General features: G+C 34.8%; 26 protein-coding genes and 1 tRNA gene. 2 read left to right on the top strand and 25 right to left on the bottom strand.

What is annotated here, in order from left to right:
* Position 1 precedes the first annotated feature (1 nt).
* From wecB to F3I00_RS03055, 5 genes are all read right to left on the bottom strand, one after another.
* Positions 2-1,144, bottom strand: coding sequence for a non-hydrolyzing UDP-N-acetylglucosamine 2-epimerase (gene wecB / locus F3I00_RS03075; protein ID WP_020806801.1), 1,143 nt, complete (start codon positions 1,142-1,144; stop codon positions 2-4).
* A 353-nt stretch (positions 1,145-1,497) separates the two neighbouring features.
* Positions 1,498-1,570 (bottom strand) — tRNA-Arg (locus F3I00_RS03070).
* A gap of 56 nt (positions 1,571-1,626) precedes the next feature.
* Positions 1,627-2,952, bottom strand: coding sequence for a PTS sugar transporter subunit IIC (locus F3I00_RS03065; protein ID WP_020806802.1), 1,326 nt, complete (start codon positions 2,950-2,952; stop codon positions 1,627-1,629).
* Positions 2,952-4,187 carry a DEAD/DEAH box helicase gene (locus F3I00_RS03060; RefSeq protein WP_020806803.1) on the bottom strand — a complete coding sequence of 412 codons (1,236 nt, stop codon included), beginning with the start codon at positions 4,185-4,187 and terminating at the stop codon, positions 2,952-2,954. Before F3I00_RS03060 ends, F3I00_RS03065 begins: the two co-directional genes overlap by 1 nt.
* A 10-nt stretch (positions 4,188-4,197) precedes the next feature.
* Positions 4,198-4,914, bottom strand: coding sequence for a GH25 family lysozyme (locus F3I00_RS03055; protein ID WP_020806804.1), 717 nt, complete (start codon positions 4,912-4,914; stop codon positions 4,198-4,200).
* A 113-nt stretch (positions 4,915-5,027) separates the two neighbouring features.
* Between F3I00_RS03055 and F3I00_RS03050 the strand changes: the two genes are divergently transcribed.
* Positions 5,028-6,338, top strand: coding sequence for an APC family permease (locus F3I00_RS03050; protein WP_020806805.1), 1,311 nt, complete (start codon positions 5,028-5,030; stop codon positions 6,336-6,338).
* Positions 6,339-6,421: 83 nt separating this feature from the next.
* On the opposite strand, the gene hpt is transcribed toward F3I00_RS03050, so the two are convergent.
* From hpt to F3I00_RS03020, 6 genes are all read right to left on the bottom strand, one after another.
* Entirely contained in the window at positions 6,422-6,991 is a 570-nt protein-coding gene (gene hpt, locus F3I00_RS03045; protein ID WP_003649185.1) for a hypoxanthine phosphoribosyltransferase, read from the bottom strand.
* A gap of 97 nt (positions 6,992-7,088) precedes the next feature.
* Positions 7,089-8,468, bottom strand: a complete 1,380-nt coding sequence (locus tag F3I00_RS03040) for a hemolysin family protein (protein ID WP_039157093.1) — start codon at positions 8,466-8,468, stop codon at positions 7,089-7,091.
* 50 nt (positions 8,469-8,518) lie between these two features.
* Positions 8,519-9,217, bottom strand: a complete 699-nt coding sequence (locus tag F3I00_RS03035; RefSeq protein WP_201288369.1) for a hypothetical protein — start codon at positions 9,215-9,217, stop codon at positions 8,519-8,521.
* A gap of 118 nt (positions 9,218-9,335) precedes the next feature.
* Positions 9,336-9,992, bottom strand: coding sequence for a nitroreductase (locus tag F3I00_RS03030; protein ID WP_003649188.1), 657 nt, complete (start codon positions 9,990-9,992; stop codon positions 9,336-9,338).
* 166 nt (positions 9,993-10,158) lie between these two features.
* Positions 10,159-12,564 (bottom strand): phosphoketolase family protein, encoded by a 2,406-nt coding sequence (locus tag F3I00_RS03025; RefSeq protein WP_020806808.1) that lies wholly within the window; start codon positions 12,562-12,564, stop codon positions 10,159-10,161.
* A gap of 111 nt (positions 12,565-12,675) precedes the next feature.
* Positions 12,676-13,455: a DeoR/GlpR family DNA-binding transcription regulator gene (locus F3I00_RS03020; protein ID WP_020806809.1), complete on the bottom strand. Its 780-nt coding sequence runs from the start codon at positions 13,453-13,455 to the stop codon at positions 12,676-12,678.
* 263 nt (positions 13,456-13,718) lie between these two features.
* On the opposite strand from F3I00_RS03020, the gene F3I00_RS03015 reads away from it, so the two are divergent.
* Positions 13,719-14,045 (top strand): bacteriocin immunity protein, encoded by a 327-nt coding sequence (locus F3I00_RS03015; RefSeq protein WP_020806810.1) that lies wholly within the window; start codon positions 13,719-13,721, stop codon positions 14,043-14,045.
* A gap of 66 nt (positions 14,046-14,111) precedes the next feature.
* Here the strand turns inward: F3I00_RS03015 and F3I00_RS03010 are convergent, their stop codons facing one another.
* The 14 genes from F3I00_RS03010 to F3I00_RS02945 form a co-directional block, all read right to left on the bottom strand.
* Entirely contained in the window at positions 14,112-14,840 is a 729-nt protein-coding gene (locus tag F3I00_RS03010) for a GntR family transcriptional regulator (protein ID WP_003647599.1), read from the bottom strand.
* Positions 14,840-15,763: a nucleoside hydrolase gene (locus F3I00_RS03005; protein ID WP_065169552.1), complete on the bottom strand. Its 924-nt coding sequence runs from the start codon at positions 15,761-15,763 to the stop codon at positions 14,840-14,842. Before F3I00_RS03005 ends, F3I00_RS03010 begins: the two co-directional genes overlap by 1 nt.
* A gap of 115 nt (positions 15,764-15,878) precedes the next feature.
* Positions 15,879-16,577 (bottom strand): ribose-5-phosphate isomerase RpiA, encoded by a 699-nt coding sequence (gene rpiA, locus F3I00_RS03000; protein ID WP_020806812.1) that lies wholly within the window; start codon positions 16,575-16,577, stop codon positions 15,879-15,881.
* A 3-nt stretch (positions 16,578-16,580) separates the two neighbouring features.
* Positions 16,581-17,504, bottom strand: a complete 924-nt coding sequence (gene rbsK, locus F3I00_RS02995; protein WP_020806813.1) for a ribokinase — start codon at positions 17,502-17,504, stop codon at positions 16,581-16,583.
* A gap of 58 nt (positions 17,505-17,562) precedes the next feature.
* On the bottom strand, positions 17,563-17,904 hold the full coding sequence (locus F3I00_RS02990) for a hypothetical protein (RefSeq protein WP_065169551.1): 342 nt from the start codon (positions 17,902-17,904) through the stop codon (positions 17,563-17,565).
* A gap of 122 nt (positions 17,905-18,026) precedes the next feature.
* The gene (locus F3I00_RS02985) at positions 18,027-18,494 is read right to left on the bottom strand and encodes a DNA starvation/stationary phase protection protein (protein WP_003649196.1); all 468 of its coding nucleotides are present in this window, start codon (positions 18,492-18,494) and stop codon (positions 18,027-18,029) included.
* 80 nt (positions 18,495-18,574) lie between these two features.
* The gene (locus tag F3I00_RS02980; RefSeq protein WP_020806815.1) at positions 18,575-20,113 is read right to left on the bottom strand and encodes a YfcC family protein; all 1,539 of its coding nucleotides are present in this window, start codon (positions 20,111-20,113) and stop codon (positions 18,575-18,577) included.
* A 154-nt stretch (positions 20,114-20,267) separates the two neighbouring features.
* Positions 20,268-20,951 carry a phosphate signaling complex protein PhoU gene (phoU, locus tag F3I00_RS02975; RefSeq protein WP_048684893.1) on the bottom strand — a complete coding sequence of 228 codons (684 nt, stop codon included), beginning with the start codon at positions 20,949-20,951 and terminating at the stop codon, positions 20,268-20,270.
* A 17-nt stretch (positions 20,952-20,968) separates the two neighbouring features.
* Positions 20,969-21,724: a phosphate ABC transporter ATP-binding protein PstB gene (gene pstB, locus F3I00_RS02970; protein ID WP_020806817.1), complete on the bottom strand. Its 756-nt coding sequence runs from the start codon at positions 21,722-21,724 to the stop codon at positions 20,969-20,971.
* A 10-nt stretch (positions 21,725-21,734) separates the two neighbouring features.
* On the bottom strand, positions 21,735-22,535 hold the full coding sequence (pstB, locus tag F3I00_RS02965) for a phosphate ABC transporter ATP-binding protein PstB (RefSeq protein ID WP_003647608.1): 801 nt from the start codon (positions 22,533-22,535) through the stop codon (positions 21,735-21,737).
* A 10-nt stretch (positions 22,536-22,545) separates the two neighbouring features.
* Entirely contained in the window at positions 22,546-23,436 is an 891-nt protein-coding gene (gene pstA / locus F3I00_RS02960) for a phosphate ABC transporter permease PstA (RefSeq protein ID WP_003647609.1), read from the bottom strand.
* The gene (gene pstC, locus F3I00_RS02955; RefSeq protein WP_020806818.1) at positions 23,436-24,428 is read right to left on the bottom strand and encodes a phosphate ABC transporter permease subunit PstC; all 993 of its coding nucleotides are present in this window, start codon (positions 24,426-24,428) and stop codon (positions 23,436-23,438) included. Before pstC ends, pstA begins: the two co-directional genes overlap by 1 nt.
* A gap of 16 nt (positions 24,429-24,444) precedes the next feature.
* Positions 24,445-25,314 (bottom strand): phosphate ABC transporter substrate-binding protein, encoded by an 870-nt coding sequence (locus F3I00_RS02950; protein WP_020806819.1) that lies wholly within the window; start codon positions 25,312-25,314, stop codon positions 24,445-24,447.
* A 117-nt stretch (positions 25,315-25,431) separates the two neighbouring features.
* Positions 25,432-25,953: a GNAT family N-acetyltransferase gene (locus F3I00_RS02945; protein ID WP_020806820.1), complete on the bottom strand. Its 522-nt coding sequence runs from the start codon at positions 25,951-25,953 to the stop codon at positions 25,432-25,434.
* Between the last annotated feature and the right edge of the window lie 39 nt (positions 25,954-25,992).

Below are 25,992 nucleotides of genomic sequence, written 5' to 3'. Positions count from 1 at the left end.
TTTATCTAAAATCTGCTGGTTTTTGATTATGTTCTTTATCAAAATAATAAGCAATTGCATCCATAATTCGATCTGAAGCCTTGCCATCTCCATATGGATTCTTAGCATTAGCCATTTCATCATAGGCATTCTTGTCTTCAAGTAAGCGAATCATTTCATCATGAACCTTATTTACTTCAGTGCCTACAAGCTTCAAAGTTCCTGCTTCAACACCCTCTGGGCGTTCAGTCGTATCGCGTAAAACTAATACCGGTTTACCAAGAGAAGGTGCTTCTTCTTGTACCCCACCTGAATCAGTCATAATAAAGTAACTTCTTTTAGCCAAATTATGAAAATCAACTACATCAAGTGGTTTAATCAAGTGAATTCGAGGGTCCCCGCCCAGTACTTCCTTTGCAACTTTTTGAACTCTTGGTGAAAGATGAACCGGGTAAATAATTTCTACATCATCATAACTATCAACTACCTGCTTCATTACTTTAAAAACGCGTCTCATCGGTTCACCTTGATTTTCCCTGCGGTGCATAGTAACTAAAATAGCTCTATTGCCAGGTTTAATCTCATCAAGAACGTCATGGTGATAATCTTTTTTTACTGTTTGCTCTAATGCATCAATTGCCGTATTTCCAGTAACATAAATATTATCGCTTAGATGATTTTCTTTAATTAAATTCTTTTTACTTAATTCAGTTGGTGCAAAATACAAATCTGCTAAATCATCTGTCATTTGCCGATTCATTTCTTCAGGAAACGGTGAATATTTATTCCAGGTTCTAAGACCTGCTTCAACATGACCTAAAGTAGTTTGTTCATAAAACGTTGCAAGACCAGCCGCAAAGCTAGTGGTTGTATCACCATGAACCAAAACGATATCTGGACGTTCTGTTTTGATTACTTTTGCCATATCAATCAATACCTTTGAAGTAATATCTTCCAAAGTTTGATTTTTGTGCATAATATTAAAATCATAATCAGGTTTGATTTTAAAAATATCTAACACCTGATCAAGCATCTCACGGTGCTGCGCACTTACTACCGTTATTTCCTCAAAACGCTCATCTTGTTTTAGCTTTAACACTAAGGGGGCCATCTTAATAGCTTCTGGCCTAGTTCCAAAAACAGTCATAACTTCGATTTTCTTCATAAATATTTCCTCGCCTTATAGCTTATCTCTTATACTATAGCCTAATTCAATTTTCTTTGGTACTATTAGCCGAACTAATTTATACTTATATATTATAAGGAAAGTGAAATATATTATGTTTAGTTTTTTATCTCTGGCTGCAATTCTGATTACCATTATAGTGTTCTGTCTGGTTTTTCTTTTAGGAAATTCCTATCCCCGAAGGACTAAATATTTTTTAATTGGAATTATTGCCATCTTATTAATTATTTTTCTCTGGGTTGTTTTGAAAATTTTTATCAATCCATTAAAATACGTCTGATATTCAAAAAGGTATGTACTCCTTATAATTGAAGTACATACCTTTTTAATTATGACCCCGGTGAGATTCGAACTCACCTCTACGGTTTAGGAGACCATTGTTCTATCCAGATGAACTACGGGGTCAGAATCAGTTTCTACTTTAACATAAAAACTGACTTTTAACTATTAAAAATTTAATACTATGGTAAATAGAAATTGCGTTGATTATTATCTTGTTTAGCAATCTTGTCAGCTGCAAAAACAAACGGCATCCAGATAAGAAGTGCAATTACCATATTAATAAGCGCTAAAACAATAGCACGCCAGTCATAATTACATGCTAGAAATGGTCCAATAAGTGGCGGCATTACTGTTGGAACAAAAATTTGAACCGGATTAACTAGGCCGGCCGTTGTAGCCCAATATGCTAGTGACACATTTACAAGCGGAGCAACAACAAATGGAATTAAATAAACTGGATTAAAAACTACAGGTAAGCCAAAAATAATAGGCTCATTAATATTAAATACCCCAGGTGCTACAGCCATCTTCGCTATTGTTCGATAATCTTTACGTTTAGAAAACATCAAGATTGCAATAATTAATACTAATGTACCTCCTGCTCCACCAAACCAAGCAAATACATTAAATGAATCGCGAACCCAAATATATGGAACATGCTCACTATTTCGAACAGCTGTAACGTTAATATTTTCTGGAGTTAACCACAAAGAGTCCATCACTGGAGTTAAAACGCTAATGCCGTTAATCCCAAAGAACCAAAAGATTTGAACTAGAAAGGTAACCAATAAGACGACTCCAAAACCCTGCCCCAAATTAACCAAGGGACGCTGAATAGTAGCAAGAAGCCAATTACCAAAATAAGTTCCAGTAAGCCGTTGAAAGGCGTAATTAACAAAGCCAACAATAAATACTGAAAGTAGAATTGGAATTAAAGTACTAAATGCTACCCATTCCGCATGGGGCATACTGGTATCAACTTTAAGCCGAATTCTTGCCTTATAAAATACAATAAACAAGGCAGTCCCAATACAGCCAAAAATAATAGCTGTAAATAATCCCATTGTTGAAAACTGCTTAATATCAAAAGCATTTTTAATATCAACCACATCTCCATCAATACGTAATTTCACTGAATCGCTAATACTCATTGCAAAAGCAACTAAGGAAGCAACTGAACCAGCAAAACGATTTACTTCATAGGTCTTAGCTAAGTGATAGCCCCAAGAAATCGCAAAATAAACTGCAAAAAGTGCAAATGTACCTTCCCAAATAATATTATCAATTGCGACAATCGGCTGCATCAAAGAATAAAAGGTATCCCAATGCATTTGCACTTTAGCGGCTCTAATGATGCTATTAAATAGCATTGCAATTGAACCAGCCATTGTAATTGGTAGTAAAGAAATAAAAGTATCCCGCATTGCAACTAGCCAGCGGACTTGAGCTAAGCGAGATGCAGGAGGTAAAACGTAAGTTTCAAGCCATTTAACTAAAGATGACATTATTTCTCTCCTCTGCTCTTTCGAGGATGATATCCTTTATTTTTCTTATTACGCCAACGTTTCTTTTTATGCTTTGGCTTATTTTTTTCCACCTTTTTATGCTCTTTCTTTTCTGCATTCTCTTCTTTTTTAAGCTTAGGTTTTTCAGTGGTTAAACTATAGCCAGCAAAATATGCTCTTTCAATTTGATACGTACCAGCCAGCAATTTCTTTAGATTTCTAAAATCATGGTCATCCCCAAGAGTAACGACTGTTCCTGACTTATTCATCCGTCCAGTTCTACCACTACGATGCAAGTATGTATTAACTTCACTTGGTATTTCAAAATTAATGACATAACTAACATCAGGTAAATCTAAGCCACGCGCAGCTAAATCAGTCGCAAATAAAAACTTAATTCGACCTGCTCTGAAATTACTAAGCAACTTTTCACGGTTTTGCTTGCTCGTTTCATTACTTAAAACAGCAAATTTAGTCTTGCTGCGATTAAAAATTCGCGCAAATCTCATTTCAGTTTCGCTACTGTCAAAGAACAGGATACCTTTGAATTTATCTAACTTTGCTAAGCGTTGTAGAAACTGCATTTTATATTCATTTGAAACTTGCAAGAAATAATGTTTAACTTCAGACTTTTGCTCTGGGCGTACATCAACTAATAAAAAAGTATGATTAAAAAGATTTTCTGCATTTTTTGTAACTTCAGATTCTGAGGCACCAAAAAGTAAAATTTGAGCTGTTGAAGATAAATTTTGTCCTAAGGAACTCAATAAATCTAATTTTGCAAATTCTAGAATATCATCTGCCTCATCAATTACTAAAGCATTAATATCTTGATACTTAATTCGATTCTCTGATAGAAAGTCAAAAAATCTTCCTGGAGTAGCAATAATTATCTCTGGCTTTTCTTTTTTTAAACGCTCTAATTGTCTTTTTCTATTACCAGCCCCAACTAGTGCGATTGTTTTAAGTCCTAAAGCTTTGGCATAATGCAAAAGATTATTTCTCGTTTGAATTGCTAGTTCAGTTGTTGGCTCTAAAATTACCCCTCGACCGCCAATGTCTGCAACGCGCTCCATTACTGGCAATCCATATGCCCAAGTCTTTCCCGTACCAGTCTTAGCTAGTCCAACCAGACTTGCACCATTGCGTATTGCATCATACGTCCGCTCTTGAATTAAAGTTGGTTTAGTCTTGTGTTCTCTTTCTAGAACTTGTGAAACTGCTTGTGAATACATTTTACTTCCTCTATTGTGTTTTTTCTTGACTATATAATTGCGCATATTGCGTATTAGTACCAATGTAAGCAAACATTGTTACATCTCGATCTAAATTATCAATATTTTTAACTCTTCCATTTTGAGTGTAACACCAAAAGGCATAATGTCGCCTGTCTTTTAAACTTGCTCCCGTATATAAAAATCTTGTTCCTTCTGGAAAGTAATTATGATAATGATAGTCACCTGCTATCATCGTTCTCTTGCCAAGATTATTTATCATCTGAGCAAATTCACCCATTTTTTTCCAATATGATTTCGTTAAGTGATTTGTAGCCGGTACAATCATAACTGGTAAACTGCCAGTATTAGTTCCTACTTTATTTACAAAATATTGATACTGATCCTGATTGCTGGTTTCATCACTATAGGCAATAATTGTACCAAAATTAAGATTAGTCCCCTGAAGTTGATCACGGTAAAGCAAATAATTGTCGTCAAAATACGACTTCCCCTGCGTTGAACGCAAATAAACAAATGAAATACCGTTCTTTTCTAATTTATGAAGGTCAATATAATCTTTAGTTTGATCTAATTCAATTCCAAGCACGCTCATATTTGAACCACGTGGCACAGTTGTATTTTGCTTCATGTTGAAATATCCCCACACCAGTCCAGAAAAGGCTAGAATGAGCAAAATAATAATACTTGGAAAAGTATATTTATGTCGATAACGATGCACAATCATCCCTCCATTAGTTATTTTAACGAACTTCTCCTTTCTATACCACTTTCACTAAAATTTAGTATAAAATGATATCAATACTAAAAGTTATAAATGAATTGAAAGGAAAGCACATATTGAAAAGACAAATTAGCTTTGGACAAGCTCTGGCAACCGTGGTGGGAACTGTAATTGGCGGGGGTGTCTTCTTTAAAATTGGTAGCATTAGTCATGAAACAGGTACACCATCTTTAACTCTTTTTGTTTGGATTCTAGCCGGTATCGTTTCTATTGCTTCTGGTCTAACAGTTTCTGAAATTGCTGCTGCACTCCCAGTTACTGGCGGATCAATTAAATATATTGAATATACTTATGGGAAAGTTTGGGGCTTTTTATTTGGCTGGGCACAAATGCTGGTCTACTTTCCTGCCAATATCGCCGCTTTAAGCGTGGTATTTGGGCAACAGTTTGCTGTCTTATTTGGTTTCCCTACTAAATATGCAACCCTGATTGCTTTATTGCTCGCTCTTTTTTTAATGAGTTTAAATTTTATTTCTACCAAGTTCTCAACCAGAATGCAGTCAGCGATGACAATTCTGAAGGCAATTCCAATTGCTTTAATTGTGATTTTTGGTCTTTTTAATCCAGCTAAAATTAGTGTCAACTTACTTCCCTTAAGTTCTGGCCATAATGTTTCTTTTTGGGCTGGTTTAAGTGGTGGTTTATTAGCTGCTTTATTCGCATATGATGGCTGGATTAATGTTACCAATTTAGCTGGTGAAGTAAAGGAACCAGAAAAGAACCTTTCAAGAGCGATTATTATCGGACTATCCGCAATTACCTTGATTTATGTGTTAGTAAATTATGCTTTCTTAACTGCAATTCCCTTTAAAGAAATAATTGGCAACCAAAATACAGCTTATCTTGCCTCATTAAAGCTCTTTGGCAGTCTGGGCGGCAAATTAATTACAATTGGAATTTTAATCTCTGTTTATGGAGCAATTAATGGCTTCATGCTTACCGGAATGAGAATTCCATATACTCTAGCAAAAGATAAAATGTTGCCATTTTCAAATAAAATCGGCCGTACTAACATTAATACAGGTGTGCCGACAATTAGTGCTTTAATTATCTTGACTGTTTCCTTAATAATGATTTTTTTAGGAACTTTTGATCTCTTAACTAATATGTTGGTATTTGTCATGTGGACCTTTACAACATTAATTTCAATCGCAGTGGTAGTTCTACGCTATCGTGAACCTAAGCTAGATCGTCCATATGTTGTTCCTTGGTACCCAATTATCCCCATCATTTCAATCGGCGGCGGTTTGTTTATTGTAATTAGTACCGTAATTAATGAATTTTGGCTTTCAATAACTGGAATTGGATTAACGGCTTTGGGATTACCAGTTTACTATTATATGAAGAAGCACAATCAGCAGAATTAATTTACAAATAAAGGGTTGAAACTATCTCTAACGAGCAGCTTTCAACCCTTTTATGATTGTCTATTAAAGTAATATTTTAATTATTAACGATTTAAGTTTGCCTGAATAACTTCTGGTTTTAAAACACCGACATAAGGTAAATTACGATATGCATTTAAGTAATCTAAACCATAGCCAACAACAAATTCATTTTCAACTTTTGATCCAAAGTAATCTACAACTACATCATCTTCACGACGTTCAGTTTTATTAAGCAAAGCACAGCATTTTACGCTCTTGGCACCGCGCTTAGTTAATAAATCCTTCATAAACTTCAAAGTATGACCAGTATCAACAATATCTTCAACAAGTAAAACGTCTCTATCTTTGACATCAGCTTGAACGTCAATATCTAGTCTAACTTTGCCGCTTGACTCAAAACCGTCACCATAACTTGAAACATCCATGAAATCATTTTGCATCTTTACATTCATGTGACGAGTTAAATCCGTCATGAAATAAACTGCACCCTTTAATACACCAATGACTAATGGAAATTTTCCAGCGTAGTCTTCAGTCAATTGTTTGCCCAGTCTTTGGCAAATTTCTTCAATATCATCCTGGCTGAATAAAACACGATCAATAATGTTGTCAATATTATCACTATTTTGCATCTTAACCCTCTATATCTTTTTATAAATGCTTTGTTATTAGTAGAATTATAACATTTAATTATCAAAAAAAGCACCCATCTTAAGGTGCTTTTGCCGATTATTTGGCTTTTTCTTCACTATTTTGATCGCTATCTGCTGCTTTTTTGTCAGTATCCTTAGCTATCTTAGAAACAAGGAACCAACGCATGAAACCTTGTTCAATATTTACTAACTTAAACTTAAAACCTTCTAAGTCAACAGATTCACCCTTCTTTAGGTTAGGGTAATGTTCCATCATATAGCCACCGATAGTAATTATATCGCTGTCTTCAAAACTCTTAAGCTTAGTATGGAAGTAACGTTCAAAATCGTATAAAGTAGTCTTTCCTGAAACATGAATGTCGCCGTGATCGTCACGAACAATATATTCATCGGAAACATCATCGATTTCATCTTTGATCGAACCAAAGAGTTCTTCATAAATATCTTTATCCGTTACGATACCACTGGTACCACCATATTCATCTACTACTAGAACAATTGGAGTGTGTTTTTTGATCATTAACTTCAAAATATCTTGAATTAACATTGATTCAGGCACAGTAATAATCGCTCTAATAATTCTAGTAATGGGAACATCAGGATTCTCCTGATCTTGACTTACAATATCATATGCATAAACATACCCCACAATATCATCTTTATCGTTATCACGAACAACTGGAAAACGGCTGAAACCATCCTCAATATATTTCTTTAAAGCCGTCTTAACATTATCAGTGGCATTCAAAACTTGAAGCTGAGTACGGTCAGTCATAATATCTTTAGCAACCTTATCATTTAATTCAAAGGCACGCTCCATATATAACAAATCGTCTTTATCAAGTGAACCGCCAGTCACAGCATTACGCGATAAACGGAGAATTTCAGATTGTGAATAAACTTCACTTTCTTCATCAGCTGATTGCATTCCCAACAAATGAAGTAAGCCATTGGCGCTATGGTTAAGTAGCCAAACAAATGGGTATACTACCGTATGAAATACAGTCAAAGGAGTAACAACAGCCATCAAACACTTAACAGGCATATCAATGGCAATATTTTTAGGGACAATTTCAGTTACAACAACTTCTAAGTATGTTAATAGTACAACACCTAAAGTTGCTCCTAATACTCCGCTAGTCTTTACTCCAAACCAGGGCGTCATCTTAAATACATCAGTCAATAACTCTTCGATCGTTCCTTGACCAATCCAACCTAAAATAACACCGACCAAGGTCGTACCTACTTGAGTAGTAGATAATGATTCATTTAAGTTATGAACCATGTGTAATGCTCGCTTTAATTTCTTAGGGCTACCTTGACCGTTTGCTAGCATATCTTCTAGCTGACTAGATCTAGTTTGCACTAAAGCAAATTCGGCAACAACAAAGAATATCGCAATTAAAAACGTTATGAAAATAACAATTAAATTAGTAGTTATAGTACTTGTAGACAAGTGATCTTCACCTTTTTTATATATTAAATAATTACATCTCTATTTTAGCATTATTTCTCCGAATCAGGGATCCAGTTTGCAACTAATCCTGGATGATTGTAATTTTCTTCAATATTCTCTGATACTTGCTTATTATAAGAATCTGCTGGTAACTCAATCTTATCGCGTAAATCATGTTTTAAATCAATAAAACCTAATTTCAAAAATTTCTTATTTCGTATCTTAAAATGATAACCAGTAAAATAGGCTTTATTACCAGGAATCTTCTTACAATCTGCTAAACTAAATTTCATCACTGTATTATCTAGTTTAACAAAAGCATAATAATCATTTTTACCAAGATAAGTAACTTCTTGTTTAACAGGAATTTTTTGATAAATCGAAGGCAAATGAGAAGGTGTATTAATATCTGCCACATATTTAAATGTTTCAATTTCATTTGGATCATAATACTTTTTGGCAAAAATTTGAGCATCATATACTCTTACCATTGCAGTTAAGTAATGATTTTCCTTCCTATATTCTGTTGATTCCTTATTTTTAAAATACGATAGGCCTAAAAAAATGCATAGAGTTGTAGTCGTTAGTCCAAATAAAATCGCCGTTAATTTATTTTTTACACATAAAAATGGGATTAAGCCCACAAATAAAAAGATAGTTCCTAAAATTAAAACATAGCCAAGCAAAGTGTAGTTATACCATTGATCCCAATTAGCCCACTGCTGCGGAGAAACTAATAAAGTCATCATTTTCATCCCTTTTACCGTTTTTTATAATTATGCCATATTTTAATTTTATTTTAAATAAGTGGATATAAAAATCCTGAAGAACTAGAATATCTACATTCAATTCTTCAGGAAATCATGGTTAAAGATTTTTCTTAATTTTTAAAATTTCATCCAGTGGTACACGCTTAGACTTATAATCATTAATCGTTGCCTTTTTATTAGGATATCCTAAGCCAATCCCAATTCCAATTGTTTCATCTTCTGGAATATTCAAATATTTTCTAATTACTTCTGGATACTTAACAAAAGCATGTGCTGGCATTGTACTTAAGCCACGATTATTTGCAGCCAGCATTAAAGTCTGTGAAAAGCCACCTAAGTCAAAGATTGACCAAGCTGGAGATTGTTTAGGAATAGTAAGAAAAACAATTACAGGAGCATTGAATAATTTTAGTTGAGCTTGATCAAAATCATCTGTTTCTCCTCGTAAGAAATAATCTAAAGTTTCACTCATTGTTGCCATGTTCTTACTTGGAAACGTATCCCATTCAACTTTTAATAATGAATCAAATTCTTCGTGAGGTTCTTCATTAGCCAAAGTCTTTTCTTCGTGTTCTTTTCTAATTGCTTTTGCTACTTCACCTTCAGCAACATAAATGCGCCAAGGCTGCGAATTAAGTAAAGATGGTGTTCTTTGTGCTTCTTCGATAACCTTACGTACAGTTTTTTCACTTACTCTTTGATCCGTGAATTTTCTTGTTGCATGTTCACGTGCTAAGACATCTTTAAATTCCATCCAATCATCCCTTCAATATTTTATCAATAAAATTACACTTACATTCTATAAGCTCATTATAACAGCTATGCTGCTCTTAGGATAGAGCTAATTTTAATAACTAATTAGCCATAAAAAAAAGACCTAACATTTATTAGGTCTTTCTATAAAAATTATTTATTAAACTCTATTTTAAGCCATTCCATTGCCATTCTGTAACTTCAGGCATATCTTTACCATTGTCGCGAATATATTGATGGTGTTTAGCAAGCAAGCTATCCATTTCATCAATAAAGTCAGCATTCTTTTCACTTAGTTCAGGAACACTTTCGACAACATCTTTTGCTAAATCATAGCGATCCATATGGTTCAATACTCGCATATCAAATGGCGTAGTAATATCACCATTTTCTTCATAGCCATGAATATGAACATCATTCTTTCCGCGTCCACGATCAAACCAAATTGATTCCATCATTGGTTTAAAGCCGTGCCATGCAAAGATGACTGGTGTGTCTTTAGGGAAAAGACGATCGAATTCTTCATTGCTGATTGCATTCGGATTCTTTTCTGGAGACATTAATTTCATGACATCAATAACATTAATGTAACGAATCTTTAAGTCTGGGAACTTTTTATGCAATAAATCAATCGCAGCTAACGACTCAATCGTTGGTTCAGTACCAGTGGAAGCAAAGACAACATCTGGCTTAGCACCCTTATCAGTTGATGCCCAGTCAATGTAGCCAAGACCTTTATCAACTAACTTTTTAGCTTCTTCAATCGAGAACCATTGCGGACGAGGTTGCTTGGAAGTTACTAAAACGTTAATGCATTCACGATCTCTAAATGCCTTATCAGATACAGCAAGAAGTGAGTTAGTATCTGCTGGTAAGTATTCATGAATTAAATCTGGACGGTTCTTTTCATAAAGGTGGGTTAACATACCAGGATCTTGGTGAGTATAACCGTTATGATCTTGTTGGAAAACAGTTGAAGTATCAACTAAGTTCAAAGCTGGATAATCATGACGCCAAGTTTGTTCTTTAGCCTTTCTTAACCACTTCATGTGTTGGGTAAGCATTGAATCAACTACGCGGCCAAATGCTTCATATGTAGCAAAGAAACCATGTCTGCCTGTCAAAACGTAACCTTCAAGCCATCCTTCATCTTGGTGTTCAGATAATTGCGAATCAATCACGCGACCTTCGCGAGCCAAGTTTTCATCATTTGGAGTATGAATATTTTCCATCCATTGACGTTTTTGATTATCTAAAAGTTGGAATAAACGGTTAGATTTAGTTTCATCTGGACCAAAACCACGGAAATTAGTTGGATTTAAGGCAGCCATCTTGTCTAAGTATTTTGCCCATTCAGCCATGTCTTGCTTTTCAACAGAACCAGGTTTATCAAACTTCACTGCAAAATCACGGTAATCTGGCATATTTAACACTTTAGGATTAATTCCGCCATTAGTTACTGGATTCATCGCCATTCTTTGGTCGCCAGATAAGGTGTTTTCTTTAACAATTTCCTTAGGTGACCCATCTTCATTAAATAGCTCTTCTGGTTTATAGCTTTCCATCCAGTCGGTAAGCATTTCCTTATGACTCATATCACCTTGAGAAACTGGAATCGGAATTTGGTGAGCACGGAAGCTATTTTCAATTGGATTACCATCTAAGTCAAATTTAGGACCTGTCCATCCCTTAGGCACTCTAAAGACAATCATTGGCCATTTAACTAATGAATCATCGTTATTTTCACGGGCATGCTTTTGAATAGCCTTAATTTCTTCAACAACTTCATCCATTGTCTTAGCCATCTCGTGGTGAACTTCCATGTGGTCCTTGTAACCATTAAATTCGCCATCTTTATATGCAGAAACAAAATATGGCTTCCAGCCCATTCCTTCAAAGTACTTAGTTAGGTCTTCATCGCTCATTCTGGAAACGATAGTTGGATTAGAGATCTTAAAGCCATTGATTTGTAAAATTGGAATGACAGCACCGTCTTTAATTGGATTAATAAATTTACTTGAGAACCAAGAAGTAGCAAGTGGACCAGTTTCTGATTCACCGTCACCAATTTCAACCGCTGCAATTACATCCGGATTATCTAAAATTGCACCTACACCATGAGAAAGTGAATAGCCCAATTCGCCACCCTCATGGATCGATCCTGGTGTTTCTGGTGCAGCATGAGAAGCAACTCCACCTGGGAAACTAAATTGCTTAAATAACTTAGCCATTCCCTTTTCATCTTGAGTAATTTCTGGATAGCGCTCAGTATATGAACCATCTAAGTATGAATTAGATACCATTACTTGGCCACCATGACCGGATCCTTCAATATAGAACATGTTTAAATCATACTTTTTAATTGCACGATTTAAATGAGCATAAATAAAGTTTTGTGGAACGATTGTCCCCCAGTGACCAATTGGCTTGGGCTTTACATCTTCAGCTTTTAATTCGCCTTTTAATAGTGGATTATTCATTAAAAATAGTTGACCAACTGATAAGTAGTTGGCTGCACGCCAATATGCATCGACGCTCTTTAAATATTCTTCAGAATCATAATTTACTACCATAGCAAGTATCTCCTTGAAATAGTTTTCATTGCTTATTACAGTATTAATCATAATTCATCAAGCATTAAAATTCAACTTTTAAAATTATTGGGACGGTCCAATTTTGTAAATTCAATTTTGACTTTCTTCTGCTAATACCTCGCGAATCTTGATATTCTTTTTGAAATATTTTCGATACTGAGGAGCTAATCGATTATCCGTAATTAAAATATCTGCCTGCTTACAGTCCATTACCTTGTACGGGGATGATCGATCTTCTTTAAATTTATACTCTTCTGCTAGCAAAATAACTGTCTTTGTCCGATTAACTACTTCTCTTTCAATCTGAGCATCAGAATGATTAACTACAAATACACCATTCTTATTAACCGATGACGTTCCAATCACAGCAACGTCAAACTCATACTGATCAATTTCTTTCAAACTATTTAAAGAAGATGTATAGTGGTTTTCCTTATTCAAATAGCCACCTAGTAAAATCACATTAGGCAAATTATCCATCATTAAGGCTCCTGCATTATCAATTGAATTTGTCATAATTGTGGCATTCAAACCTGTTAAATAATGGCAAAGCTGCGAAATCGTAGTTGACGCATTCAAATATATTAACTTATCAGCCGTCAAATATTTTGCTGTCATTTTAGCCATCTTATTCTTAATAGGTGATAAAACATGTGCTCTAGAATTATAGTCAGGCACTGTTCCTTGTTTAATTTTCATCAGTCCACCATGAATTCGAATTGCTTGACCAGTATTGGTTAATTTAATTACATCCCTTCTAGCCGTATCAAAGGAAACCTGGCATAATTGCATAATTTCACGCGTACTAATTGTTTTTCTTTCATCTAATGTACGTCTAATTAAATCTAATCTTTCAACTTGCGATTGCATCTCTCTCACCTCACAAGTCTAATCTTATCAGAAAGCCCTATCATATTTGCGTGTTTCTCTGTATTTTCAGCTTTATTCTAAGTATTTATCAGTATTTAAGAAACAATTCACTGATAAATTTCAGTATGATGTTATTTAAATCAAGACAAACACTTAACAAAAGCTGCAATATGGGCGTAAAAACACCTTTTCATACATTGCAGATGCTAGTATTTAAGTGGGCCCAGAAATAAATTAGTTATTTACGAAGCGAGGTCATTATCATGTTAGAAAATACTATTACTAAACAAAATGAAGTTGTCATAACGTTAAAGGACTTATATGCTAGTTTTAATAAAGTACAAATTAACGCATATCTTCCTCTTGAAAAAGCAATTTTAAAGGTTATAGCAAAAGCGGAAAATCATGATGACGCAGCTGCTTGGAGTAATAAGTTAGTTATGTTTTTACAATCTCAAATAGCGCTAAAACAAATTCCAATCACTAAGGAACAAGATGCTTTAATTAATTCTCTCAGTGAACAATGCAAAAATACTAACTTAAACTATGTATATCTGGCACCAATTAATGATAGTTTGCAATTTGATTAAACTATCCCCTCAATCAAAAAAGACATCGTTTCTCTCATCCCCCGAGAAAAACGATGCCTTATTTTTTTATTCTTGACTTAAGTTAACAAAAGTATTGTATTTCATATATTTATAGTGAATTCGCATATTTGAAACTTCAAATGGCGTTCCGTCATCTAAAAAGAAAATACCTTCCATCACGCCAACTGGTTCATTAGGAGCCAGCATTAACTTAGATTGATCTTCTAATGTTGAAGGTTCAACTGTAATCGTTAAGAATGACCGCGTTACAGTTTTATTTTGCGTATCTTCTAAATAATTAAACAGAGATCCTTTTAAAATATCTGGATTTAATTCTGGCGTAATCTTAATTGGAATAAAGCCGGTTTCAATCAAAAATGGTTGATCATCTAATAAACGCAATCGCTTAATTTGGTAAACAAAATCTGATTCTTTCAAAAATAGATCTTGTCTTAAATCTTCATCAGCCTTAATTACTTGATAGTCTAGTAACTCAATACTTTGCTTTTTACCTGGAACACTAAAAGAATCCGTAATACCTAAATTTGATCCCTCATATTTAAAGAGAGCTTGATTCTTTAAGTAAAGAGGATTAATAAAAGTTCCACTACCCCTTTTTTTAAAGACTATTCCTTGCTGTGCAAGTAATCCCAAAGCTCGCTTCATTGATGAACGACTTACATGGTAATAATCACTTAAACTCCGCTCATCTGGTAAGCGCATATCTTCATATTCATTATTAAGTATTTTTTGTTTAATATCGCGCATTACTGAGCGATAGACTAAATCAGTCATTATTTTCTCCCGTTATTGGCAGCTTGGATACTTTGAACGAACCAAGTTGCAAACCTCTCTGTATCGACGTCGGTTGCGATTTGTGCGTTATGTTCTTTGCTTAAAAAGTCCATCACGCTAGCGCCATAAGTATAACGTCCAGCTAATTCAATTTCAACATTCGCAGGCTTCAAGGTGAAGAATTCAGGATGAAGCATTATACCTACAGCAGTTGGATCATAAATCTTAATTCTAAGATCACCATCTGGCTCATGAATATGTGAAAACATCGAATATAGCATCTTTCCAACTTCGCCGCATTCCTTAATCTTATCCATTTGATCTTGTGTCAAATGCGCCTTGTCGCCAATTTCAAGTGGAGCAACATAGACTGGTAATCCAGAATGAAAGACAATTTGAGCAGCTTCCGGATCTCCAGCAATATTATATTCCGCAAATGGACTATGATTTCCATGACCAATATTTCCGCCCATAATATAAACTTTAGCAATATTCTCTACTACATCAGGATACTGCTTAAATAAAAGTGCAAAATCAGTTAATGGGCCGATTCCTAAAAGAGTTACCTTTTCAGGACTACTTTTAATTGCTTCACACATTTTAGTAGCAGCAAGACCTGACATTAATAAATCATTATTTGCTTTTTCAAATTCAAAACCTGCAATTCCTGTTTCGCCATGAACTGAAGCAGCACTAATTGCTGGACGTACTAGTGGTTGATTAGCACCTTTAACTACTGGTACCTTAGTATGTAAAAATTTTTCTAAATCAAGAGTATTTTGAAGCGTGTGTTCTAAGGATACATTTCCCCAAGTAGGAACAATCATCTTAACATCAAGATCAGCTGCAAAGAGACTAATCGTCATTGCAGCTACATCATCAATTCCCGGATCTGTACTAATAATTAAGGGCTTTTTTGACATAAAGGTCCTTCTTTCTAAATCTACGTATCATATTTATTATGAACTAAGATTTGTTACAAAAAAAGACTTGAACTAGTCAAGTCTTTAAAAGTTAGATTATTTTCTTTAAAACTATCTATTTTCTTTTCTTATCTTCAATCGTACCATCGCTATGAGCAATAATAACTTCATCGCACATATCTAAGAACAATCCATGTTCAACAACACCAACTGTGTGATCTAAGTAATCTGCTAAGCCATATGGTACAGGAGTTGGATCAGCAGCTAAGTCAATAATATAATTTCCATAATGCGTTACATAACGCTTGCCGTTATCATCTAGACGCCATTGCGGTTTTAAGCCTTCTACTTCAAAACGTTTAAAATTTTGTTCAGCTGAAACTGGTAAAACCTCAACTGGAAGCGGAAAACCACTTAGGTGGTGAACCATTTTAGATTCATCAACAATCCAAATGATCTTCTTTGAGTTAATAGCGACATTCTTTTCTAAAGTTAAAGCGCCACCGCCACCCTTGATTCCATCTAGATTATCATCAACACGATCTGCTCCATCTACAGTTAAATCTGCCTGGTCAATATCTGCTAACTCATCAACTTTAAAGCCTAAACCTTCAAGTTGCTTTTTACTACGATTAGAAGTAGTAACAATATGCTTAAGACTAAAACCCTCTTTTTCTTTGCGTTCACCTAATGCATCAATAAAGAAAGCAACTGTTGACCCAGTTCCAACACCTAAAACAGAATCAGATTCTACCATCATAGCAGCTTTAGTGGCTGCTTCCTTTTTTAATTGATCTTGTTCACTCTTGTCCATTATTTAGTTCTCCTTTAAAGCTTGCTCAACTACATCTCTAGTCGGAATGGATGGAAATGCACCTAGTTTTTGTACAGTAAATGACGAAGATTTAGACGCATAAACAACACTATCTTTTAAGTTGCTTAAATCAGGTTTTAACTCACTAGATAGAGCACCTAAGAAAGTGTCACCTGCGGCGGTTGTATCTACGGCCTTGACTTTAAAGGCTGGAATAATCTCTTCAATATCTTCATAGGAAACATAAGAACCACGTTCACCAATAGTGATAATTACGCCTTTAATCCCCATCTGATGAAAGACTTCACTGCTTTTCTTCATTGATTCTTCACTATCAACCTTAATCCCGGTAATACTTTCAGCTTCAGTTTCATTAGGAGTAATTAAATCGGTCAACTCTAATAATTCTTTTGGAATGTCAGTACGAGCAGGAGCAGGATTTAAAATAGTAGTTTTACCTGCAGCTCTAGCAATCTTGAAGGCTTCAATAATTGCTTCAAGTGGAGTTTCAAATTGTGCAATCACAAAATCGCTATCTTCAATTTGATCCTTGGCATTTCTAACATCTTCAGCAGTTACATCAAAGTTGGCACCATGTTGAATAATAATCGAATTTTGACCAGATTCTTGAAGCAAAATATAAGCTTGACCAGTTTGTTCATTAGGCGTTACTGTTACATGATCAACATTAACTCCATTATCCTTAAATTGTTCAAGCATAAAGCGGCCATTGTCATCATCCCCAACACGGCCAACAAATATTGTTTCATTCTTGGCACGACTACTTGCAACTGCTTGATTTGCGCCTTTTCCACCAGCTGCCTTTGAAAATTCGGACATTGCTATTGTTTCTCCTGGTTGAGGAAGTTTCTTGATATGCATAATGTTGTCAACGTTAATTGATCCAACAATTGTAACTTTATTCATCAATTTTTCCTTTCATGCACGATCTTTTTCTTTTAATTATAGCAAAAAGGAGCATTTATTATTTATTTAAGGCAACTGATTTATAAAAGTTATCTGCCTGCACCACTAATATTTGCCTGTCCATTTTGTTTTCGGTTTCTTTTTTGAAATAAAAGTAGGCCATAATTAATTTATTTAAAGTGTTTTTCTTTATATCATAATTGATTGACGGAATTGCAACTAATGGATTGCTTGTATTTCCTAGAATAAACATAAAAGTTCTATCTGATTGAGATAACTTTTTCAGCGATTGTTTAACTTCTGTTGTATCAATACTTTGCCCTGCTTTATAGGCTAAATGATATTCATGCATGGCTTTAATTGCAGCATCTCGAGCTTGTTGGTTGTTAAATAGATCCATTGTTATACCTAAATTTTCCATTTCACTTAAAAGAATATATTTAACTTATAATTTTTCTAAATCATACAATAAACGATAAAAAGGAGCAAAAATTCATTCGCTCCTTTTTTATTCTTTAAAATCTATTCACCTTCGCCAGGTCTCTTACCAAGTTCAGCTGACATCATCCAGATTCTCTTTTCAACGGCGGTATGATAAGCAATTAATAAGTCATTAGTGGAATTGTCGCCTTCATCTTCACTAATCTTAATACCACGTTCATAATCATCTCGTAATTGCTTATATGCATTAACAATTAATTGAAATCTTTCTTCCATGGATAAGTCCCAGCTGCCAACTTGATCTGGAACGTTAGTTTCTTCTAATACTTCTTCATAAGTTGAAATTGGACTACCGTTAATCTCAATTAATCTTTCTGCAACTCCATCTTGTTGTTCAGCTAATTCATCCATTACATCATCTAAATATGGGTGTAATTTCAAAAATCCTCTTCCGAGCATATACCAATGATGTTGATGAACAACCATATGCGCTTGAGTTAAATCAGCAACGATTTCATTCATAATTTTTTTAGTTTTTGGATAAGCCATAAAAATGCCTCCTTGAATAAAACAATATTTATATTTAAATCATAACTATAAAAATTAATAAAAGCTATTTATCTGCCTTATCAGTAAACAACTAAGCCAATTGCTAAAAATGCTAAACAAATACCAAATTCAATTACTAATAATTTCCAGCAAAACTTAAACCACTTATTAAAGCCGATATTCACCATCATTAAGCTCATTAAGATCAAACCAGTTGGAGCTACCAAGCTGATAAAGCCTTGTCCCCAGTTATAAGCATCAATAATACTTGCTCGGTCAATACCAACTACGTTAGCTAATGGTGCCATAATTGGCATTGAAAGAACAGCTAAACCTGAAGATGATTGAATAAAGAATCCTAAAACAATGTAGACCAAGAACATAAACCAAATGAACAGTAGTGGTGGCATACCAGAAACTTGTTGGCTAAAGAAGTTCATAATGGTATCGCTAGTATGACTTTCTTCCATCACAATTGAAACGGCACGCGCTAATCCAATTGTTAAAGCTACACCTAATAAGTCGCCTGCACCATTTACGAAGCTTTCAACAAACTTGTGCTCACTTAAGCCTGAAATAAAGGCAAAAATATATCCAGTTGCTAAGAAGACAACTGCAATTTCAGTGAAGTACCAGCTCTTTTGCTGAACGCCCCAAATCATTACAATAAATGCAATTGCGAAAACAAGTAATGTTAATTTTTGGCGCCAAGTAAATTCATGCTCTTGTATTGTTTGGTCTTGATTCAGATATTCTTGATCTTCCTTAACGAAATCATTATAAACATATGAAGCCTTAGGGTTCTTTTGTACCTTTTTAGCATATGCAATAACATAAATCATCCCCACAATAACACAAGTTGCCCACATGCAAATTCTTAACGGCAATGCCTCTGTAAAGTTAACACCAGCAGTATTAGAAGCAATTACAGTTGAAAATGGGTTAATAGTTGACGCCATCGTACCAATGCTGGTTCCTAAGAAGATCGTCGCGACAACCGTCATACGGTCAAATCCTGCCAGTAAAAATACTGGAATCAAAATTGGATAAAAGGCCATGGTTTCTTCAGCTAAACCAAAAGTTGTACCACCAATGGCAATCAAGCCCATTACCAAAACAATCAATAATACTTGCTTACCTTTAATCTTTTTAGAAAGTGCCTGCATACCGGCATCAATTGCACCATTTGCGTGAACAACACCAATACATCCACCAAGAATTAAAACAAAGGCAATAATATCAATACTTTGCGCAATTCCATTTACTTGTGAAGATAAAAATTGATAAATTGCTCCACCTAGTCCTGGCTTTTTCTGATCGATCTTTTCATAAGAATCAGGAATTGCCACAGGCTTATAAATGGTACCATTAGTAAACTTCTTCACGTCAATCTTAACTTTATACTTATCTAAAGTTTTTTGGGTTGCTGCCTCTTTATGTTTACTACCATTTGGCTTAGTAATCACAAATTCCTTATTAGGTTGATCATACTCAAGCGTTGCATAATTACCCGATGGAATAAAAAATGTTAAAATCTGCACCAATAGCAGAACGATAATAATAACCGTATACGCTGTTGGAAATTGATGCTTTTTCTTTTTTTGAACTGTATTACTCATAACTTCCCCCGATCACATTTACAGTTTTATTTATAGTTTTATTATAGATTTCTTTATGAAAATTTGCACGCGCTTACATTTATCTACACAAAAAAGACTGCAAAATTGCAGTCTTCTAATTTAAATATTTTCAATTATAGTTCAGCCATTTCATCTATAGTTCAGTCATTTCATCAGTATCTTTAGTATTTAAGTCAACTAATTCACCTGACATCTTATAAACAACCCACTGTGCTAAATTAACTACGTGGTCACCAATACGTTCTAGTAAACGAATTACCATAAAGTAACTTGAAGAAGCAACTGCAGCTTCTGGATCTTGTTTAATCCCAGCAATAATCAACTTACGCGCCTTCACATAATCTTCATCTACTTCGTCATCTTTTTTAGCAACTTCACGAGCTAATTTTTCATCACCTTGAACATAAGCTTTTAAAACTTGATCAAGCATGAAGTTAACTTTCTTAGACATTGACTTAATAATTGTTTCAACTTCTGGAATACGTGGATTACCCTTTACTCTTATTGTCTCCCAAGCAATTGAAAGTGCATTTTCGCCAATTCGTTCTAAATCTCCCGTTGCCTTTAAGATACTAATTACATTTCTAAAGTCACTAGCAACCGGTTGCTGAAGAGCCATTAACTTCAAGGTTCTCTTCTCAACTTTAGTAGCAGCCCGAGAAACTTTTTGATCATCTTTTACTAGGCTTTGAGCTAATTTTTTATCATGATCAACAAAGGCTTGCGTAGCTTCCTCAATTGACTCACTAACATCAATCCCCATCCCCATAAAGCGGGTATTTAATTTACGTAATTCATCTAAAAAAACTTCATGCATCTTAAAACTTCTCCTTATTAACCAAAACGTCCATTCAGATAATCACTTGTAATCTGTTTCTTAGGATTCATGAACATATCAGCTGTTTTACCATATTCAATTAAGTCCCCACTCATTAAGAAAGCAGTATAATCGCTGATTCGACTGGCCTGCTGCAAATTATGCGTCACCATGATAAAAGTATATTCATGCTTTAATTCAAGTAAGGTTTCCTCAATTTCACTACTTGAAATTGGATCAAGCGCACTCGTGGGTTCATCAAGCAAAACTACTTTCGGACGAACTGCTAAAGCACGCGCAATACAAATTCTTTGCTGCTGACCACCAGAAAAGGCTTGGGCATTGCGATCTAAATTATCTTTTGTTTCTTTCCAAATTGCTGCCTGCTTAAGACTTTCTTCAACGCGCTGATCAATTAACTCTTTATCCTTAATTCCAGCAATCTTTAATCCGTAAGCAATATTGTCATAAACAGAAAATGGAAAAGGACTCGGCTGCTGGAAAACCATCCCAACTTCCTTACGCAATTCTACCAGATCCATCTTAGAACCATAAATGTTTTGTCCTTCGAACTGAATATCACCGCTAATATGAATGTTTGGAATATCATCGTTCATCCTATTTAAGCAGCGCAAGAAAGTTGACTTTCCACACCCCGAAGGTCCAATTAAAGCAGTTAATTCTTTTTCTTCAAAATCCAAGTTAATCCCATGCAAAGCTTCAACATTTCCATAACTTAGATGAACATCTCTACTTGTAATAATATTTTCCACAGTAAACCCCTTATCCAAAACTTCCGCGAATATAATCTTCCGTAATTTCACCCTTAGGATTAGTGAAAATATTTTCTGTTTTATCGTACTCTAGAACATGTCCTAAATGAAAGAAAGCTGTATAGTCACTAATACGACTAGCTTGCTGCATATTATGAGTAACCATAATCATCGTATAATCGGTTCTCAATTGCTTGAGCGTATCTTCAAGCTTAGAGGTAGAAACAGGATCAAGCGCACTAGCCGGTTCATCAAGAAGCAGAATTTCGGGTTTCAAGGCAAGCGCTCGAGCAATACATAAACGTTGCTGTTGTCCACCTGACATTGCTAAGGCACTCTTATCTAGCTTATCCTTCACCTCATCCCACAAAGCAGCTGCTCTTAAACTTTCTTCGACAATTTGATCTAGCTTTTGCTTATCTTTTTCGCCATTTGCTTTTAGAGCATACGTAATATTTTCTCTAATTGATTTTGGAAATGGATTTGGCTTTTGAAAGACCATGCCAATATTTTTTCTTAATTGGTAAACATTGATATTGTTTTTATTAATATCTAAGCCGTGATACCAAATTTCACCATCAACTCGAGCAACCTTATCATTCATTCTATTAAGGCAACGTAAAAAAGTCGACTTTCCTGATCCAGATCCACCAATTAAGGCAGTAATTGTTTTTTTCTTAAATTGCAGACTAGCTCCAAAAAGCTTTTGAATACTCCCACCGTAAAAAACACTAAGGTCCTTAGTAGAAATAATTTGTTCATCTTGATCGAATTGATGAATAAAAGTAGGTGCTTCATTTACATTTTGCATAAATTTCTCCTTATGACTTAGCAGCTGTCAACTTGCGGTATAAATGGTTACCTAAGGCACGTGCACCCAGGTTAAACAAAATAACCACAATGATTAATAAAGCAGAAGTTGCAGCTGAAACAATTGTTGCATCAGGAATGATTCCTTCGGTATTAACTTTCCAAATATGAACAGCTAAAGTTTCTGCTGGGCGCATAACATTTAAGAAACTAGTTGGACTAAGCGGATTCCAATTACTATAGTCAATTGTTGATCCACTTTGACCTGCAGTATAAATTAAAGCTGCTGCTTCACCAAAAATTCTACCAGCACTTAAAATAATACCTGTTAAAATTCCAGGTAAAGCTGCAGGTAAAACAATCCCCCGAATTGTCTTCCAGTTCGATAAGCCTAAAGCAAGTCCAGCGTCTCTTTGGGCTTGTGGAACACCTTCAATAGCTTGTTCAATATTACTAGTCAAAGTTGGTAGATTAAAAAATGTTAGTGCTAATGCACCAGAAATAATAGAAAAGCCAAAACCAAATTGCACTACAAATAATAAGTAACCAAATAAACCTACAACAATGGATGGTAAAGAACTCAGGATTTCAATGGTTGTTCTAATTAAGTTTGTAAACCAATTATCCTTAGCATATTCTGCTAAATAAATCCCAGCCCCTAATGCAATTGGCAAAGAAATAATCAGTGTCAAGACTAATAAATATAAAGAATTAAAAAGCTGATCTCTTACTCCACCACCAGCTTGATAAGAAGAGGCTTCAGAAGATAAAAAATGCCATGAAAGATGTGGTACACCAGAAACTAAAATATCGCCTAAAATTCCAAAAAGAATAATTACGACAATACTCACCAAGGTATAAATACCAGCCGTAGCAATTTTATTACGCGTTTTTGCATTCATTATTTCTGTCCTCTCTTTCCAATTAAGCGGACTAAGAAGTTAAAGACTAAAGACATAATTAATAATAACAAGGCTAAGGACCAAAGGGCATTATTAGGCAAAGTTCCCATCACGGTATTTCCCATTTGACTAGTTAATTGACTAGTTAAAGTAGCTGATGGACTTACTAAGTTAGCTGGCATTAAGACCGCATTACCAATAACCATTTGTACGGCTAATGCTTCCCCAAAAGCACGTGCCATTCCGAAAATTACCGCAGTCATAATTCTAGGAGAAGCAACTCGCAAAATAACCTTATAAATTGTTTGCCACTTAGTTGCTCCCAAAGCAAAAGAAGCCTTTCGGTAGTCAGAAGGAACAGCCTTTAAACTGTCAACAGTCAAAGAAGTAATCGTTGGTAAGACCATGACAAATAAAACCAAAGTAGCAGACAAAATACCAAATCCTGTGCCACCAAAAATATTTCTAATAAATGGGACAATAATTGTTAACCCCAAAAATCCGTAAACAACAGATGGAATCCCAACTAATAATTCAATTACGGATTGTAAAAAGCGTGCGCCTTTTTTAGAAGAATATTCAGTCATAAACAAGGCTACTGCAATTGCAAATGGTGTTGCTACTAAAGCTGCTAATAAAGTTACTGAAAAAGAAGTTACAATCATTGCAGCCGCACCAACATGGCCCTTTCCTTCACCTGGATCCCAGTCACTAGAAGTCAAAAATTGAAATACATTTACGTGGTCTTTAGTAAATGTTTCTAAGCCATGAAAGCCAATAAAACCAATAATTGAAGCAACTAAAATAATAATTAAGATAATAGCACAGTAAGTTAACCCCTTACCCCAATATTCTTGTCGCGTTTCTTTTGAGGGTTCAGTTAAACTAGCAACATCAACCTTGCTAGCTCCAATCTTCTTTAATTTAACATGAGGAACCTTTTGCTTATCTAAAGCAGATTCAACTACTTTTTTTAGATCTTTGTTATTCATCAAAACGTCCTATTCTTTATTTTTGAACAACATGATTATTACTATCACGTTCAACTTGCATCTTATTGATACTAATGTAGCCTAGCTTTGGCACTAAGTCATTTTGAACTTTACTACCAAGCATATAATCAATAAACTTTTGAACATTTTTATTAGGCTTTCCCTTAGTATACATATGCTCGTAAGACCAAAGATGCCAACGATTTGTTTCCACATTTTTATTCGTAGGCTTTATTTTGTCAATACTCAGTTTTTGAATATTTTCATCATTAGCATATGGGAAAGAAATATAAGAAATCGTCCCTGGCGTAGAGCTGACGATCTTACGCACAGTACCGTTAGAATCTTGTTCTTGCGCTTGAATTGGCTTTTTTCCATTCAGAATTAAGCCTTCAAAAGTTCCTCGAGTACCGCTACCTTTAGAACGATTAATTACAGTGATATTTTGATTTTTTCCGCCAACTTGTTTCCAGTTGGTAATCTTACCAGTAAAAATATCACTCAATTGCTGTCTGGTTAAATTTTTCACGCCAGCGCTCTTATTAACAATTGGTACAATACCTACAACTGCAACTAGATGATTTTGCAATTTTGTGGCGTCAATTCCTTTTTGTGTTTCAGCAAAAACATCAGAAGTTCCGATTTCAACAGCACCAGCCTGTACTTGGCTAAGACCAGTCCCAGAACCTCCACCTTGAACAACAATATTACTGTCTGGATGAGAAAGACGATAGTCATTTCCAGCTTGCTCAGCCAAAAGCTGCATGGCACTAGATCCAACAACAGTAATCTTATTGCTATTATTGTTAGCACAGCCTGTAAGTCCGATTAAAATAGCTAGCAGTCCTAAAACAGCAGCTATTTTAAATTTAAAATTTGTTCTCATCAATTTCTCCATGTAATTTACAGTATTTAACAAGAATATTTTATCATAATATCCTCTGTCAACAGAACGCATAAACTAAACAAAAGGCTAGGTTTTTCAACCTAGCCAAAAAGTTATCTATTCTCTGACATTTTCATAAACATATGAAATTTCATCGGGACGATAAACGCCATGTAGTTCTCCTACTTTAGTAAAGTTCATTTTATCAATCAAATGCTGCATCGCAGTATTATTTTCATGAGTATCAATACGAATACTATCAATATCTTTACGATTATCACGGATATAATCAATTACCTCAGTCAACAATTTAGTAGCATAACCATTGCCCGCATGCTTTGAATGAATTGCGACACGGTGTATTACCACATACTTGTCTGTATTACGAAGCCATTTACCCTTTAAATTATCGTAGGAATGATCTGGAGCTTCAACAATTGAAATGGCTCCAACAGTTTCGCCATCAGCTGAAACAGCAAGATAAGCAAAGCCTTTTTCAATATCATCTTTAATTTGATCTGGAGAAGGATAGTCTCCTTGCCATTGATCAACTCCGCGCTCTGCTAGTTGGTTTGCTCCATCCTTCAAAATTGTCATGATTTGATCATAGTCATTTATTGTAGCTTGTCTAATCTTCATTAAACTCATCCCTTTCCAACTTTTTTATCAAGAAACCAT

Origin of the sequence: Lactobacillus sp. JM1 (assembly GCF_009834385.1) — a bacterium.
Classification (GTDB): Bacteria; Bacillota; Bacilli; order Lactobacillales; family Lactobacillaceae; genus Lactobacillus; species Lactobacillus paragasseri.
Note: the sequence above shows the minus strand (reverse complement) of the source record. Positions and strands in the feature narration are given on the sequence as shown.

Bases quoted from the DNA above. Each gene is read 5' to 3' on its own strand.
- wecB (WP_020806801.1), bottom strand. From the start codon at position 1,144: ATGAAGAAAATCGAAGTTATGACTGTTTTTGGAACTAGGCCAGAAGCT.
- F3I00_RS03065 (WP_020806802.1), bottom strand. From the start codon at position 2,952: ATGTCATCTTTAGTTAAATGGCTTGAAACTTACGTTTTACCTCCTGCA.
- F3I00_RS03060 (WP_020806803.1), bottom strand. From the start codon at position 4,187: ATGTATTCACAAGCAGTTTCACAAGTTCTAGAAAGAGAACACAAGACT.
- F3I00_RS03055 (WP_020806804.1), bottom strand. From the start codon at position 4,914: ATGATTGTGCATCGTTATCGACATAAATATACTTTTCCAAGTATTATT.
- hpt (WP_003649185.1), bottom strand. From the start codon at position 6,991: ATGCAAAATAGTGATAATATTGACAACATTATTGATCGTGTTTTATTC.
- F3I00_RS03035 (WP_201288369.1), bottom strand. From the start codon at position 9,217: ATGATGACTTTATTAGTTTCTCCGCAGCAGTGGGCTAATTGGGATCAA.
- F3I00_RS03030 (WP_003649188.1), bottom strand. From the start codon at position 9,992: ATGGAATTTAAAGATGTCTTAGCACGTGAACATGCAACAAGAAAATTC.
- F3I00_RS03025 (WP_020806808.1), bottom strand. From the start codon at position 12,564: ATGGTAGTAAATTATGATTCTGAAGAATATTTAAAGAGCGTCGATGCA.
- F3I00_RS03020 (WP_020806809.1), bottom strand. From the start codon at position 13,455: ATGCAATCGCAAGTTGAAAGATTAGATTTAATTAGACGTACATTAGAT.
- F3I00_RS03015 (WP_020806810.1), top strand. From the start codon at position 13,719: ATGTTAGAAAATACTATTACTAAACAAAATGAAGTTGTCATAACGTTA.
- F3I00_RS03010 (WP_003647599.1), bottom strand. From the start codon at position 14,840: ATGACTGATTTAGTCTATCGCTCAGTAATGCGCGATATTAAACAAAAA.
- F3I00_RS03005 (WP_065169552.1), bottom strand. From the start codon at position 15,763: ATGTCAAAAAAGCCCTTAATTATTAGTACAGATCCGGGAATTGATGAT.
- rpiA (WP_020806812.1), bottom strand. From the start codon at position 16,577: ATGGACAAGAGTGAACAAGATCAATTAAAAAAGGAAGCAGCCACTAAA.
- rbsK (WP_020806813.1), bottom strand. From the start codon at position 17,504: ATGAATAAAGTTACAATTGTTGGATCAATTAACGTTGACAACATTATG.
- F3I00_RS02990 (WP_065169551.1), bottom strand. From the start codon at position 17,904: ATGGATCTATTTAACAACCAACAAGCTCGAGATGCTGCAATTAAAGCC.
- F3I00_RS02985 (WP_003649196.1), bottom strand. From the start codon at position 18,494: ATGGCTTATCCAAAAACTAAAAAAATTATGAATGAAATCGTTGCTGAT.
- F3I00_RS02980 (WP_020806815.1), bottom strand. From the start codon at position 20,113: ATGAGTAATACAGTTCAAAAAAAGAAAAAGCATCAATTTCCAACAGCG.
- phoU (WP_048684893.1), bottom strand. From the start codon at position 20,951: ATGCATGAAGTTTTTTTAGATGAATTACGTAAATTAAATACCCGCTTT.
- pstB (WP_003647608.1), bottom strand. From the start codon at position 22,535: ATGCAAAATGTAAATGAAGCACCTACTTTTATTCATCAATTCGATCAA.
- pstA (WP_003647609.1), bottom strand. From the start codon at position 23,436: ATGAATGCAAAAACGCGTAATAAAATTGCTACGGCTGGTATTTATACC.
- pstC (WP_020806818.1), bottom strand. From the start codon at position 24,428: ATGAATAACAAAGATCTAAAAAAAGTAGTTGAATCTGCTTTAGATAAG.
- F3I00_RS02950 (WP_020806819.1), bottom strand. From the start codon at position 25,314: ATGAGAACAAATTTTAAATTTAAAATAGCTGCTGTTTTAGGACTGCTA.
- F3I00_RS02945 (WP_020806820.1), bottom strand. From the start codon at position 25,953: ATGAAGATTAGACAAGCTACAATAAATGACTATGATCAAATCATGACA.